Source organism: Nocardiopsis sp. FR4 (assembly GCF_009830945.1).
GTDB lineage: Bacteria > Actinomycetota > Actinomycetes > Streptosporangiales > Streptosporangiaceae > Nocardiopsis.
Map to the genome: position 1 here is coordinate 62,866 of NZ_VWVV01000020.1, position 12,866 is coordinate 75,731.

A 12,866-nucleotide genomic window follows, 5' to 3' on the forward strand; every position below is an offset into this window, starting at 1 on the left:
TTCAGGCCAGGTTGCGCGCGTAGTTCACCTGCTGGTGGATCTGGCCCACCACGGCCGGGTGGGTCACCATGATCGATGTGCTGTAGTGCTTGTCGTGGCCCTGCACGGTGACCTGGACGTGCCCGGTGGTCCTCTGCTCCTTGACCAGGAGGAAGAGCAGCCCGAGCAGGCAGGTCCACCAGAAGACCAGGATCGCCGTGATCACGGCCCAGGTCGGGGTCGACCGCTCGGTGCGGCTCATGTCGTTGACCGTCCACACCGTCCCCCGGATGGGGAAGCGCCCGACGGGGGTGATCACGGTGTGCTGGGAGAACGCGATCTCGCCGATGGTGCCGAGGGGGGTGTCGTCGACCGGGGGCTGGGGGACCGCGGGCTGGTAGCCGCCGCCCGGGGCGTCGTAGGGCACCATCGCCCCGCCCTGCTGCTCGGGGGGAAGGCCCCACCCGGGGGTCTCGCCGCCGGAGTGGTGCCACGGCTCGCCCTGGCCCGGGTGGGGGTTCGAGTACTGGTTCATGCCGCGATTGTGTCAAAGCGCCTGGAGGGGGAGGGCCGGTTCCGCGGGGCCGGCGCACCTGTGCGCCCGGTGCGCCCCAGCTCGGCGGGTGCGGCGGAGGAAGTCCTGGCCGGATGTGGCCACTCCGGAGTTCCCGGCTCCCGCCTTTTCCGGGAGTACCCGATTCGTTTGCGCTGCGTGTGGTGAAGGCCACTCCAAACGCGCGGCTCCTCTGGTAGGGGCCCTCGGGGCTGCGATCAAATATGAAACTCTTTCGCGATTTTCTACCCGTACGTAACATGCCGCTGATCCATCGCCCGCACCCCCAGGTGGTGACAGCTCTTGTTCCCCTCCCTTCCACGACGGCTGCGCGCCGGAGCCACGGGTGCCGCACTGACGGTGACCGCGACACTCCTCTCGGCCTCCGCCGCCCAGGCGGCCCCCGAGCACCCCGCCGACTACTGCGCGCCCGCGGGCTGCCTGGACGTCCTGCCCCCCGGGCAGAACGGCAGCGCCACCCTCGTCGAGATCCTCGGCCACCAGGTCTTCGGCACCCGGCCCCGCCACTCGTCCAGCCAGTTGGACATGTACGACAACCTCGTCCACCACTACGACGGCCTCACCGAGGAGCGGCTGGACGACTTCTTCCTCGACGCCACGTTCGGCGTCGACCCCGACGACGTGGGGCGCCGCTACCAGCCGCGCGAGGACGTCACCATCACCCGGGACGCAGACCACGGCATCCCGCACGTCCACGGCACCACGAGGGAGGGGACCATGTTCGGCGCCGGGTACGCCGCCGCCGAGGACCGCCTCTTCCTCATGGACGTGCTTCGCAGGGTCGGCCGGGGCGAGCTCACCTCCTTCGCCGGGGGCGCCGAGGGCAACCGCGGGCTGGAACAGGACCTGTGGCGCAACGCCCCCTACACCGAGGAGGACAAGCAGGCCCAGATCGACCGCGTCGCGGCCAGCGGTGAACGCGGCGCGCGCGCCCTGGCCGACGTGGACGCCTACCTCGAGGGCGTCAACGCCTACATCGCACGGGCCGACCGGAACCGCTCCTTCCCCGGCGAGTACGTCCTGACCGGGCACAAGGACGCCGTCACCAACGCGGGGGAGATCGAACCCTTCACCGCCACCGACGTGGTCGGCATCGCCGCCATGGTCGGCGGCATCTTCGGCGGGGGAGGCGGGGGCGAGGTCCGGGCCGCCCTGGCCCTGGCGGGCTTCCAGGACCGCTACGGCGCGGAGGAGGGAGCCGAGCTCTACGCCGCCTGGCGCACGGAGAACGACCCCGAGGCCCTGGTCAGCGTGCCGGGCGAGTTCCCCTACGCCGGAACCCCCGAGGACCCGGTCGGCGAGGTCCTGCCCGACCCCGGCTCGGTCGAGCCCTACGACATCGTCCACGACGCGCACGGCTCCGCGCTGGACGCCGGCACCGCCGAGGAGCCCGCGCCGCCGGCCGCGACCGCGCCGGAGACGGAGGAGGAGGCGCCCACCGTCGAGGAGCTGCCCCGGGAACAGCGTGACGAGCTGGAACAGATGGTGGAGGAGGGGGACCTGTCCCCGGCCGAGGGCGTGTTCGAGGACGGGGTGCTGCCCGAGGGCCTCACGGACCCCCGCGGCATGTCCAACGCCCTGCTGGTCTCGGGCAGGCACACCGAGAGCGGCAACCCCGTCGCCGTGATGGGACCCCAGACCGGCTACTTCTCCCCGCAGCTGCTCATGCTCCAGGAACTGCGGGGCCCGGGCATCCACGCGCGCGGCGCCTCCTTCGCGGGGGTGAGCTTCTACGTCCAGATGGGCCGCGGCGTCGACTACGCCTGGAGCGCCACCTCCGCGGGCCAGGACGTCACCGACACCTTCGCGGTCAGCCTGTGCGAGACCGACGGCTCGGAGCCCACCACCTCCTCGCGGGCCTACGTGGACACCTCGGGGACCTGCGTGCCCTTCGAGGAGCTGAGCGTCACCAACGCGTGGTCGCCCACGGTCGCCGACGGCACCCCGGCGGGCGGTTACACGCTGACCTCCCTGCGCTCGGAGTTCGGCCTGGTGGACTCCTTCGCGACGGTGGGCGGCGAGCCCGTGGCGTTCACGACGCTGCGCTCCACCTACATGCGCGAGGTCGACTCGATCCTCGGCTTCCAGCGCTTCAACGACCCCGACGAGATCACCTCCGCCGAGGCCTTCACCGGGGCCTCCGCGGACATCGGCTACGCCTTCAACTGGCACTACGTGGACGACGAGGACATCGCCTTCGTCAACTCCGGCGCCAACCCGGTCCGGACCGAGGGCACCAACCCCAACCTGCCCATCGACCCCTACTCCGGAGCGGGCTGGTCCGGCTGGGACCCGGACGCCAACGGCGCCGACTACCACCCGCTGGAGGACCACCCCCAGGCGGTCAACCCGGACTACATCGTCAACTGGAACAACAAGCCCGCCCACGGCTACACCTCCGGCTGGTCGACCGGCCCGGTGCACCGCGGCGACCTGCTCGACGGCCGGGTGTCCGCGCTCATCGACGACGGGCACCGCTTCACCACCGCCAGCCTCACCCGGGTGATGATGGAGGCGGGGGTCGCCGACCTGCGCGCCCAGGAAGTCCTGCCGCTGCTGCTGGAGGTCATCGACACCGCGCCCGTGGAGGACCCCGAGCTGGCCCCGGTCGTGGAGGAGCTGCGGCTGTGGCACGAGGCCGGCTCGCTGCGCCGCGAGCCCTTCCGTGACGCCGGGTACTACTCCTACGCCAACGCCGTCCGCGCCCTCGACGCCTGGTGGCCGCTGCTGGTGCGGGCCCAGTTCGAACCGGAGCTGGGCGAGGACCTGTACACCCGGCTCACCCGGGCCGTCCAGATCGACGAGTCGCCCTCGGGCTCCATCGGCGGAGGCGCGCCCGGCAGCGTGAACCAGGGCCAGCCCCACCGCGGTTCGGCGTTCCAGTACGGCTGGTGGTCCTACGCGCACAAGGACCTGCGCTCCGTGCTCGGCCAGCCGGTCGAGGGGGAGCTGGGGCGGACCCACTGCGGCGGAGGGGACCTGGAGGCCTGCCGTACGGTCCTGCTGGACACCCTCGCCCAGGCCGCCCGGACCCCGGCGGGGGAGGTCTACCCGGGGGACGAACACTGCCCCGTCGGCGACCAGCTGTGCGCCGACACGGTGATCCACCAGGCGGTCGGCGGCATCGGCATGTGGCCGATCGCCTGGCAGAACCGGCCCACCTACCAGCTCGTCTACCAGTTCTCCGGCGGACGGTAGAACGGGCGGGGCGGACGCGGCCCGCGGTGGTCCTGAGCGGGTACCACCGGGGGCCGCGTCCCCGTCCCCTCCGGGGACCGCGTCCGCGCGTCACGTGCCGGGAACGCCGCGAAGGAACGCGTGCTTCGCCGGGCTTGTATGGGTAGCGTAAGGAATACCCGAACACACGGGAGGGTCGCGCAGACATGGACGCCTGGTTGGTCTGGCTCATCATCGCCATCGGCCTGGGAGTCGCGGAGGTCTTCACACTCACCTTCGTGCTGGGCCTCCTCGCGGTCGCGGCGCTGGTCGCCGCCCTCCTCGGCGCCATCGGGCTGCCGGTCGCCGTGCAGATCATCGGCTTCACCGCCACCGCGGCGGCCGGAATCTACCTCGTCCGGCCGATCATGCAGCGCCAGATGCTCGGCGGTCCCGCCGCCAGGTCCGGCGCCGAGGCCCTCGTCGGGCGCTCCGCCGTAGTCCTGCGGGAGATCTCCGGGGACCAGGGCAGGGTCAAGCTCTCGGGAGAGGAGTGGTCCGCACGCTGTATCGACGAAGACCTGGTGATCCCGGTGGGCACGCGCGTCGACGTCATGGAGATCGACGGAGCGACGGCCGTGGTCTACCCGCGTGAGGCGCTGCCCGGAGAACAGCCACGTCCCCAGACCTAGGCCAGGTGCCACAGCATGGAACCCACTATCGCCCTCGTCATCCTCGCGGTCATCGTCGTGGCGGCCGCCCTGTCCTCGATCCGCATCGTTCCCCAGGCCCGGGCGTACAACATCGAACGCTTCGGCCGCTACACACGCACCCTCGGTCCGGGCCTGAACTTCCTCATCCCGGGCGTGGACCGCGTCAACACCAAGTTCGACCTGCGCGAGCACGTGTTCACCTCGCGCCCCCAACCGGTGATCACCGAGGACAACCTGGTCGTCAACATCGACACCGTCCTCTACTACCAGATCACCGCGCCCAAGGCCGCGGCCTACGAGGTCGCCAACTACATCCAGGCCATCGACCAGCTCACCGTCACCACCCTGCGCAACGTCATCGGCTCCATGGACCTGGAGCGCACGCTCACCTCACGCGAGGAGATCAACACCCGGCTGCGCGGGGTGCTGGACGAGACCACCGGCAAGTGGGGCATCCGCGTCAACCGCGTCGAGATCAAGGCGATCGACCCGCCGCCCACCATCAAGGAGGCGATGGAGAAGCAGATGCGGGCCGACCGCGACAAGCGCGCGGCCATCCTGCACGCCGAGGGTGAGCGCCAGGCCCGCATCCTCAAGGCCGAGGGCGCCCGCCAGCAGGCCATCCTGGAGGCCCAGGGCGAGCAGCAGGCGGCCATCCTGCGGGCCGACGGCGAGGCCAAGGCCGTCGAGCGCGTCTTCCAGGCGGTGCACGCCAACAACGCCGACGCCAAGCTCCTCGCCTACAAGTACCTGGAGACCCTCCCCAGCCTGGCCGCGGGCGAGGGCAACACGTTCTGGGTCATCCCCGGTGAGCTCACCGAGGCCGTCAAGAACGTCACGCACGCCTTCTCCGGCAGCACAGAGCAGTCGGCGCCCTCCACGGAGAAGGGGGACGAAGGGGGCGCGCGCGGTCCCGCGCAGATCGCCGGTCCGGACACGGCCAAGTCCTCCTCCGAGCAGGCCGCGGTGGACGCCGCCGAGGCCGCCGAGCGCGCGGTGGCCGACGCGCGCGACGACGTGCGCCGGGCCGGGGCCCGTCTCGGCGGAGGCATGCCGGGCCCGCGCGAGGAGGGGTGACCCCGCCGCGCGGAGGGACGTGAACGGACGGGGAGGGCGCTGGCCCTCCCCGTCCGTTCCGTTCGGCCCCGGGCCCAGACCAGCCGGCCCCGGGCTCCTGCGGGCCCCGCGAGCGGACCGCGTCGCGCCCCCGCCGCGGTCCGCGAGGAGCGCCCGGCGCCCGGCTCAGACCAGCAGCAGCTTGCCGGTGGTCCGGCGCGAGGCCAGGTCGCTCTGGGCGCGGCCCGCGTCGGCCAGCGGGTAGCGCCCGCCGACGCGCACGTCCAGCCGACCAGCCTCCACCAGGGAGAACAGGTCGCCGGCCCGGCCCAGCAGTTCCGCGCGGTCGGCCACGAAGTGGGCCAGGGAGGGACGGGTCAGGTACACCGAACCAGCGGAGTTGAGCCGCTGCGGGTCCACCGGCGCCACCGCGCCCGAGGACTGCCCGAACAGCGCCAGCACACCGCGGGAGCGCAGCGAGGCCAGGCTGGCGTCGAAGGTGTCCCGCCCCACCCCGTCGTAGACCGCCGCCACGCCCCGGCCGCCGGTCAGCTCGCGCACCGCCTCCGCCACGGGGGTCTCGGTGTAGCGCACGACCTCGTCCGCGCCCGCCTCCCGGGCCACGCGCTCCTTCTCCTCGGTGGACACGGTGCCGATCACCCGCGCGCCGCGCTCCTTGGCCAACTGGGTGATCAGCAGCCCGGTGCCGCCCGCCGCGGCGTGCACCAGCACCGTGTCCCCCTCGGCCACCGGGTGGACCGAGCGGACGAGGTAGTGGGCGGTCATGCCCTGCAGCAGCAGGGCCGCGGCCTGGTCGTCGGAGACCCCGTCCGGAACGGGCACGACCAGGGAGGCGCTGACCACGGCCCGCTCGGCGTAGGCGCCGGGGGCCATCGCCCAGCCCACCCGCTGGCCCACCGACAGGTCGGTGACGCCCTCTCCCACGGCGGCGACCTCACCGGAGGCCTCCATCCCCGGAACGAAGGGGAGGGGGACGTCGTACAGGCCGCTGCGCTGGTAGATGTCGATGAAGTTGACCCCGCGGGCCCGGACGTCCACCAGCACCTCTCCGGGGCCGGGCACGGGGTCGTCCCTGTCGGCCAACCGCAGCACCTCGGGTCCGCCGCTCTCCTCGATCACGATGGCGCGCATGGCTCCACTGCTCCTTCCGGGTCCGTTTCCGGCATCATGCCAGTCCGGACCGCGGCTCCGCCCCGGGGCCTACTCCTCCTCCGGGACGTAGGACACCGTGAACTCGGTGAAGAGCACCCCGACCTGTTCGTTGCCCGGTCCGCGCCGGGTGACGACGCCGACCCGGCTGTGGTCCTCCAGCTCCTCCGCGGCGTCGTCCCCGCCTCCGGGGGAGCCGTCCGCGCCCGGTGCCCCGCCGCCGGGAAGGGGGGAGTCGTCCACCGTCGTCAGCACGTGCTCCCCGTTGACCCACAGGGACAGCTCCATGCTCGGGTCCCCGCCCCGGTCCTCCCGGAGAGCGCACAGCAGGGTGACGGTGTTGAGCGGCACCTCCTCGGAGACGAACCGGTAGGGCGTGCCCGGCTCGTAGCCCCGGGGCCGGGCGGACTCCTCGAAGAGGGGATAGGGCTCGAAGCCGGCCACGTCCGTGCTCTGGGCGAGGGTGCGGTCGCCCTCCGCCTCGTGCATGCGGCGGATCTCCGCGCGCCGACCGTCGGAGCGCAGCAGGGCCTCGTACTGCGTGCGGTGCTCCTCGCCCTCGGTGTCCCAGCACCGCACGCCGAACATCGCCTGTTCGGGGCCCTCGACCACGTAGGCGGTGGTGCTCACCAGGACGCTGTCGTGCAGCAGGACGCCCTGCTCCAGCGGCGGCATCTCGCCGCGGCTCTCGTGGGTGGACGGGTCGAGCCGGACCAGGAGGCCGCGCTGCTCGGCCCAGTAGCCGTCGGACTCCCCGGGCTGGTAGACGTCGCGGCTCCACTCGTCGTTGGTGCTGAAGTCGGTGTCGTAGATGGAGACCACGTTCTCCGGAACCGAGGGAGGCCGGTCCAGCAGGACCACCGCGCCCGCCCCGGCCAGCCCGACCACCGCGAGCGCGGCGGCGCCCAGGACGAGCATCCGGCCGCGGCCCCTGCCGGCCGGGGCGCCGCCGGGCACCGCGGCCGGCTGTCCGGGTCCTCCGGCGGCTTCGCGCCCACCGGGCCCGCCCGGGTCCCCGGACACTCCGGGACCGGAGCGGGCGGCGAAGGTCTGCTGGCCTCCCGGCGGCGAGTACCCGCCGTACGCGGGCTGCCCCGGCGGCGGATACGGGCCGGAGGGGCCGTTCCGGGCGGCGAACCGCGCCGGAGGAAGCGGTTGGCCCCCGCCCGGGCGGCCGGTGTGGCGCACCCCCTGCTGGGGGCCCGACGGGTGCGGGCCCGGCCCGCCCGGGCGCTGGTCCGCACCCGGGGGCTGCTCCACAGCCGGAGGCTGCCCCGCGCCGGGCGGCTGGGCCTGTTCCGCCCCGGCCGCCCGGGTGTGCTGCGCTGTGAGCGGCGGCCGGCCGGGGACCGGGGCACTGCTCGGCGGAGCCCACGCCGTGCTGATGCTACGGCTCACCTCCACCTCCTCCGGGGCCTCCTGCCCGGTCAGCCTGGCCAGGAGCTGCTGGGAGGTGGGGCGGTTGCGCGGATCCTTGTCCAGGGCCGCGGCGACCAGGTCGCGCAGGTTCGGTTCCAGGCCCTCCAGGCGCGGCGGCGCCGAGGTGATGTTGTGCAGCACGGCGGGCACGGTGGGGGCCTCGAAGGGGGCCGTCCCGGTTCCGGCGAAGGCCACCAGGCAGCCCCAGGCGAAGATGTCGGCGGACGCGCCGGGCCGCTCGCCCAGGATCAGCTCCGGCGCCGTGTAGGCGGGGGTGCCCATGAGCTGGCTGGAACGGGTGACCGCGTCGCTCTCGTCCAGGGCCCGGGCGATGCCGAAGTCGATGACCTTGGGGCCGACCTGGGAGAGGAGGACGTTGGCGGGTTTGAGGTCGCGGTGGATCACCCCGGAGCCGTGGATCGCGGTGAGCGCGGCGGCCACGCCCATGGCCAGGCCCTCCAGGGTGCCCCCGCCCATCGGGCCGCTCGCGCGTACGGCCTCGTCCAGGTTCGGTCCCGGCACGTACTCCGAGACGATGAAGAGGGGGTCGCCGTCCAGCCGTGCGTCGATCACCGCCGCGGTGGAGAAGCGGGCCACCCGCCGGGCCGCCTGGACCTCGCGGGCGAAGCGGAGCCGGAAGGACTCGTCGTCGGCCAGGTCGGAGTGGATGAGCTTGACGGCCACGGGGCGGTCGGCGGCGTCCCTGGCGAGGTAGACGGTGCCCATGCCGCCCCGGCCCAGGCGGCTGACGATGCGGTAACCGTCGAGTTCGCGCGGGTCGCCCGCGCGCAGGGGTTTGCCGCTCTGGTTCCCGTTCGACGTCACGTTGGGGGTTCCTCACAGGAAGGGTGGGGTTCGCGCCTGACAGCGTACCGATGCCGGGACGCCGGTGCCCGCGGATCGGACGGGCCCCGCGGACCTCCGGGTGCGGAGGCGGGGCCGCCCGGGGTACCGGCGGGCGGTGGACGCCCGGGTCCGGGCGTCCCCGCGGTCACCTGTGGGGATGCGGCCCGTGCCGAAATGGTTCCCCGGGGGCCCGCGCTTTCGCTAGTCTTAGAACACACGTTCGAATGCTGGTTCGGGTCTTCCCCACGGGCGGGCGTTCCGACGACGTGTTCCCGGGCTGTTCAGGAGGCGATGATGCTGAGGGGAAGTGTCGTGGGACGGTACTACGGGGCGGAGGTGTCCGTCGTCGAGGACGACGGGCGCCCGGCCCGGTTCACGTGGGACGGCAGGGTCTACGGGGTGCGCAGGATCCTCGAGCACTGGGTCACCCTGCGCATGGACTGGTCGCCCGCGCACGAGTCCCAGGTGCCCGAACGCAGGCACTGGAGGGTGGAGGCCGGTACGGCGCAGTCGCAGGGGGTGTACGAACTGCGCCACGACACGGCCACCGGTACGTGGCTGCTCTCCCGGGTGTGGGGATAGGCCACCCCGGACCCGCCGCCGCGTGTGCCGCCGCGCGCGGCGCGCCCCGGATCAGGCCAGGTCGCCGGGCAGGAGGCTGTACACGGCCAGGTCGGTCCGGCCCTCGTGCAGCGGCATCGCGCTGCGCTCGACGCCCTCGAAGGTGAAACCGGACCGCTCCGCCACCCGGCGCGACGCGGTGTTGGCGGTGGCCGCCTTGATCTCCACCCGCTGGAACCCCTGGTCGACCGCCCACCGGGAGACGGCCACCGCCGCCTCGGTCGCGTAGCCGTGGCCGCGACCCCAGGGCGAGACCCAGTAGCCGACCTCGGTGGTCATCGCCGCCCACAGGGTGCGCACCAGACCCACCGCGCCCACGAGCCGACCGGTCCGCCGCTCCACCATGGCCCACTGCTGGCCCTCGCCGCCGGTGCGCATGCCGGGCGCCACCTCGCGGCACCACGCCTCGGCGTCCTCCCGGGTGTAGGGCGAGCCGGGCCGGGGGATCGGGATCCACCGCTGCAGTTCGGAGTCCACACAGGAGGCGTGCACGTCGTCGATGTCCTCCTCGACGAACGCGCGCAGCCGCAGGTGCTCGGTCTCCAGGATGACGGACGGCAGGATCGGTCTGCTCTGGGCGGTGGTCACGCCGGTGCTCCCCCTCGGTTCACGGTGCGCTCACCCTACGCGCCGTTCCGGGGTGCCGCGTCCCCCTTCCCCCGGGGCCGGGCGCCCCCGTCCGGCCGGGCCGGGACTACCCCCGGCCTGCGATGACGCGCTGGCGGACCACGGTGTCGAACACCTCGGCGAACGCGTCGCCCGGACACCCGGTGGCCAGCCAGTCGCGGTGCCGTGCCAGGGCGTCGCCCGGGCTGACCGCACCCGTGTCCGGGTTCACGTACTCCACGCTCGCGGCCGGGTCCACGCCGGTCACCGCGCACAGCAGGCGCAGCACCGCCACGAGGGAGTCCAGGGCGGCGCGGGTGGGGAGTTCCTCGGTGAAGTCCCCCAGCAGGCACACGCCGATGTTGCCGTGGTTGTGGCCGTACACGTGCCCCGCGGTCACCGCCCGGGCCCGGCCCGGAGCCGGGGGACCGGAGAAGACCGGGACCCCGTCCCCGCCCGAGTGGCGGCCCTCGTAGACCACCCCGTCGGGATCGATGAGCAGGTGGTAGCCGATGTCGCCCCAGGCCTGCCGGACGGCGTGCAGGTGGTACACCGCCCGCACGTCCGCCGCGTGGTCGTCCCCGGCCGCCATGGCGGTGTGGTGCACGGTCAGCGCCTGCACCGGGTGGAACACCGGCGCCCACAGGTCGTTGCCCTCCTCGTCGAAGCGCCAGGACTCGTCGGCGCCCCAGCCCGCGCGGGTGCGCAGGGGCAGCGCGGCCGGAACGCCCGGTCCGTGCGCGGAGCTCGGCGCCAGCCAGGCGCGTTCGGGGCCGCCGAGGCGCAACCGCTCTCCGTCGTACAGGTTCACCGCCGCCGCCTCCCCCTCGGAGCGCACCTCGTACCCGATGGCCCCCCGCGGCGCGCGTACCAGCGCGGCCGCGACCGGCTCCCGGTCGTCACGGCCACCGGTGTGCTGGTGCAGCGGCCGCCACGCGCCCAGCCCCTCGGCGGTCTCGAAGCGGATCGCGGTACCGGTCCCGTCCGGCGGCGCGGTGACGGCGACCGCGTCCATCCGCAGGGCGGGACGGACGAGTGCGCCCGTAGGCGAGGGCTCGGCCAGGACCCGGGGCACGGTCCGCTCCGTGCCCTCGACGGCCAGGGCGGAGCGGGGGCCGGCCGGGCCGGCGGCCAGCGCGGCCAGGCCGACGGCGGCACCGGCACCGGTCAGGAGCGTGCGCCTGTCCATCTGTGTCCGTTCTCCTTCCGTGCCCGGTCCCCGGTCCGGGTTCCGTTCGACCGGGTGGAGGCCGACCGGTCACCGGGGGTCCGGCGGCTCGCCGGGGTGCGGCGGCCGGCTGAGGCCGGGGCCTTCGACACCCTCGCACAGGAAGGTGGTCCACGCCACCGGTGGTACGACCGGATTCGCCGCGGGGGACGGACCCCCTGGCGGCGGCAGGTCGGTGATGTCGTAGTGTGCGGTGGTTTCGCGGAGAGCGGGGATGCGGGGGAGCACATGGACACGGGCCACGACCTGCGCCATCACGGTGACGCCGAGCTCGGGGGCGGGCTGCTCGACTTCGCCGTCAACGTGCGGGGCGAGGCCCCGCCGGACTGGCTGCGGCGGCGGATCGCCGACTCCCTGGCCGGCCTGGGCGCCTACCCCGACCCCTCCCGGGCCGGGCGGGCCGTCGCCCGGCGGCACGGCCGCGAAGTCGGGGAGGTCCTGCTCACCGCCGGGGCCGCCGAGGCCTTCGTCCTGCTGGCCCGGGCGCTGAACCCGCGCCGCGCGGTGGTCGTGCACCCCCAGTTCACCGAACCCGAGGCCGCGTTGCGCGCCGCCGGGCACGACGTCGACCGGGTGCTGCTGCGGCCGGACTTCACCCTGGACCCCGGACTGGTCCCCGAGGACGCCGACCTGGTGGTGGTGGGCAACCCGACCAACCCCACCTCCGTGCTCCACTCCGGCGGCGCCCTGGCCCGGCTGGCCCGACCCGGCCGCGTCCTGGTCGTGGACGAGGCCTTCGCCGACTGCGTTCCCGGCGAGCCCGAGTCGCTGGCCGCCCGGAACGACCTGCCGGGGCTGGTGGTGGTGCGCAGCCTCACCAAGACCTGGTCCCTGGCGGGCCTGCGCGCGGGCTATCTGCTCGCGCCGCCCGAGCTGGTCGGTCTCCTGGCGGCGGCCCAGCCCCTGTGGTCGGTGTCCACCCCGGCCCTGGTCGCGGTGGAGGCGTGCTGCTCACCCGAGGCGGTCGCCGAGGCCGAGGCCTGGGCGGTCCGCCTGGCCGGGTACCGCGACCACCTCACCGACGGGCTGCGCGGGCTGGGACTGCACGTGGTGCCCGGCGCCCGCGCCTCCTTCCTGCTGGTCCGCGCCCCGGGGGCGGACCGCCTGCGCGAACGCCTGCGGGAGCGGGGCCTGGCCGTGCGGCGCGGCGACACCTTTCCCGGCCTGGGCCCGCAGTGGCTGCGGGTGGCGGTCCGCGAGCCCCGGGCCCACGGCGTGCTCGTCCGGGCCCTGGAGGGGCTGCTCCCCGTGTGAGCCGCCGGCCCCGTGCCCGGGTCCGTTGGCCGGGGGAGGAACACGCCCGCTCCGGGCCGGGGCGGAGAGGCGGGTCCGGTCCGCGAGCCGCGCGTGCTCACACGGACTCTGGCACAGTTGGTGGGAACCCGGGGCCCGGTGGCCGCACCGGGACCGGTGACCCGGGGCCCGGGGGGACCCGCTGTAACGGTGTAAAAGCCGCAGACTACGCTTACCGGTCAATGCCGGATCAAACGGGCCGTCG

Annotated in this window: 10 protein-coding genes; 5 read left to right on the forward strand and 5 right to left on the reverse strand. The window is 74.1% G+C overall.

What is annotated here, in order from left to right:
- Position 1 precedes the first annotated feature (1 nt).
- On the reverse strand, positions 2–514 hold the full coding sequence (locus FYW95_RS18950) for a hypothetical protein (RefSeq protein ID WP_159944597.1): 513 nt from the start codon (positions 512–514) through the stop codon (positions 2–4).
- A gap of 321 nt (positions 515–835) precedes the next feature.
- On the opposite strand from FYW95_RS18950, the gene FYW95_RS18955 reads away from it, so the two are divergent.
- The 3 genes from FYW95_RS18955 to FYW95_RS18965 all read left to right on the forward strand — a co-directional run bounded on the left by FYW95_RS18955 (position 836) and on the right by FYW95_RS18965 (position 5,499).
- Complete coding sequence (locus FYW95_RS18955; protein WP_160050616.1) at positions 836–3,751, forward strand: penicillin acylase family protein; 2,916 nt, start codon at positions 836–838, stop codon at positions 3,749–3,751.
- Between the two features lie 185 nt (positions 3,752–3,936).
- On the forward strand, positions 3,937–4,401 hold the full coding sequence (locus FYW95_RS18960; RefSeq protein ID WP_159944595.1) for an NfeD family protein: 465 nt from the start codon (positions 3,937–3,939) through the stop codon (positions 4,399–4,401).
- 15 nt (positions 4,402–4,416) lie between these two features.
- On the forward strand, positions 4,417–5,499 hold the full coding sequence (locus FYW95_RS18965) for an SPFH domain-containing protein (protein ID WP_159944594.1): 1,083 nt from the start codon (positions 4,417–4,419) through the stop codon (positions 5,497–5,499).
- 165 nt (positions 5,500–5,664) lie between these two features.
- Here FYW95_RS18965 and FYW95_RS18970 read toward each other — a convergent pair whose 3' ends face one another.
- Positions 5,665–6,630 (reverse strand): quinone oxidoreductase family protein, encoded by a 966-nt coding sequence (locus tag FYW95_RS18970; RefSeq protein WP_159944593.1) that lies wholly within the window; start codon positions 6,628–6,630, stop codon positions 5,665–5,667.
- Positions 6,631–6,699: 69 nt separating this feature from the next.
- Positions 6,700–8,892 carry a serine/threonine-protein kinase gene (locus FYW95_RS18975; protein WP_160050617.1) on the reverse strand — a complete coding sequence of 731 codons (2,193 nt, stop codon included), beginning with the start codon at positions 8,890–8,892 and terminating at the stop codon, positions 6,700–6,702.
- Positions 8,893–9,204: 312 nt separating this feature from the next.
- On the opposite strand from FYW95_RS18975, the gene FYW95_RS18980 reads away from it, so the two are divergent.
- Positions 9,205–9,495: a DUF6504 family protein gene (locus tag FYW95_RS18980; protein ID WP_159944591.1), complete on the forward strand. Its 291-nt coding sequence runs from the start codon at positions 9,205–9,207 to the stop codon at positions 9,493–9,495.
- Between the two features lie 51 nt (positions 9,496–9,546).
- Here the strand turns inward: FYW95_RS18980 and FYW95_RS18985 are convergent, their stop codons facing one another.
- Complete coding sequence (locus FYW95_RS18985; protein ID WP_159944590.1) at positions 9,547–10,122, reverse strand: GNAT family N-acetyltransferase; 576 nt, start codon at positions 10,120–10,122, stop codon at positions 9,547–9,549.
- Between the two features lie 106 nt (positions 10,123–10,228).
- Entirely contained in the window at positions 10,229–11,329 is a 1,101-nt protein-coding gene (locus tag FYW95_RS18990; protein WP_159944589.1) for a peptidoglycan recognition protein family protein, read from the reverse strand.
- A gap of 267 nt (positions 11,330–11,596) precedes the next feature.
- Here FYW95_RS18990 and cobC point away from each other — a divergent pair, with 267 nt between their 5' ends.
- The gene (gene cobC, locus FYW95_RS18995) at positions 11,597–12,622 is read left to right on the forward strand and encodes an Rv2231c family histidinol phosphate aminotransferase CobC (RefSeq protein WP_159944588.1); all 1,026 of its coding nucleotides are present in this window, start codon (positions 11,597–11,599) and stop codon (positions 12,620–12,622) included.
- Positions 12,623–12,866 lie beyond the last annotated feature (244 nt).

Excerpts from the sequence above, each read along its gene's own strand:
- FYW95_RS18950 (WP_159944597.1), bottom strand. The coding sequence starts at position 514 with ATGAACCAGTACTCGAACCCCCACCCGGGCCAGGGCGAGCCGTGGCAC.
- FYW95_RS18960 (WP_159944595.1), top strand. The coding sequence starts at position 3,937 with ATGGACGCCTGGTTGGTCTGGCTCATCATCGCCATCGGCCTGGGAGTC.
- FYW95_RS18965 (WP_159944594.1), top strand. The coding sequence starts at position 4,417 with ATGGAACCCACTATCGCCCTCGTCATCCTCGCGGTCATCGTCGTGGCG.
- FYW95_RS18970 (WP_159944593.1), bottom strand. The coding sequence starts at position 6,630 with ATGCGCGCCATCGTGATCGAGGAGAGCGGCGGACCCGAGGTGCTGCGG.
- FYW95_RS18980 (WP_159944591.1), top strand. The coding sequence starts at position 9,205 with ATGATGCTGAGGGGAAGTGTCGTGGGACGGTACTACGGGGCGGAGGTG.
- FYW95_RS18990 (WP_159944589.1), bottom strand. The coding sequence starts at position 11,329 with ATGGACAGGCGCACGCTCCTGACCGGTGCCGGTGCCGCCGTCGGCCTG.
- cobC (WP_159944588.1), top strand. The coding sequence starts at position 11,597 with ATGGACACGGGCCACGACCTGCGCCATCACGGTGACGCCGAGCTCGGG.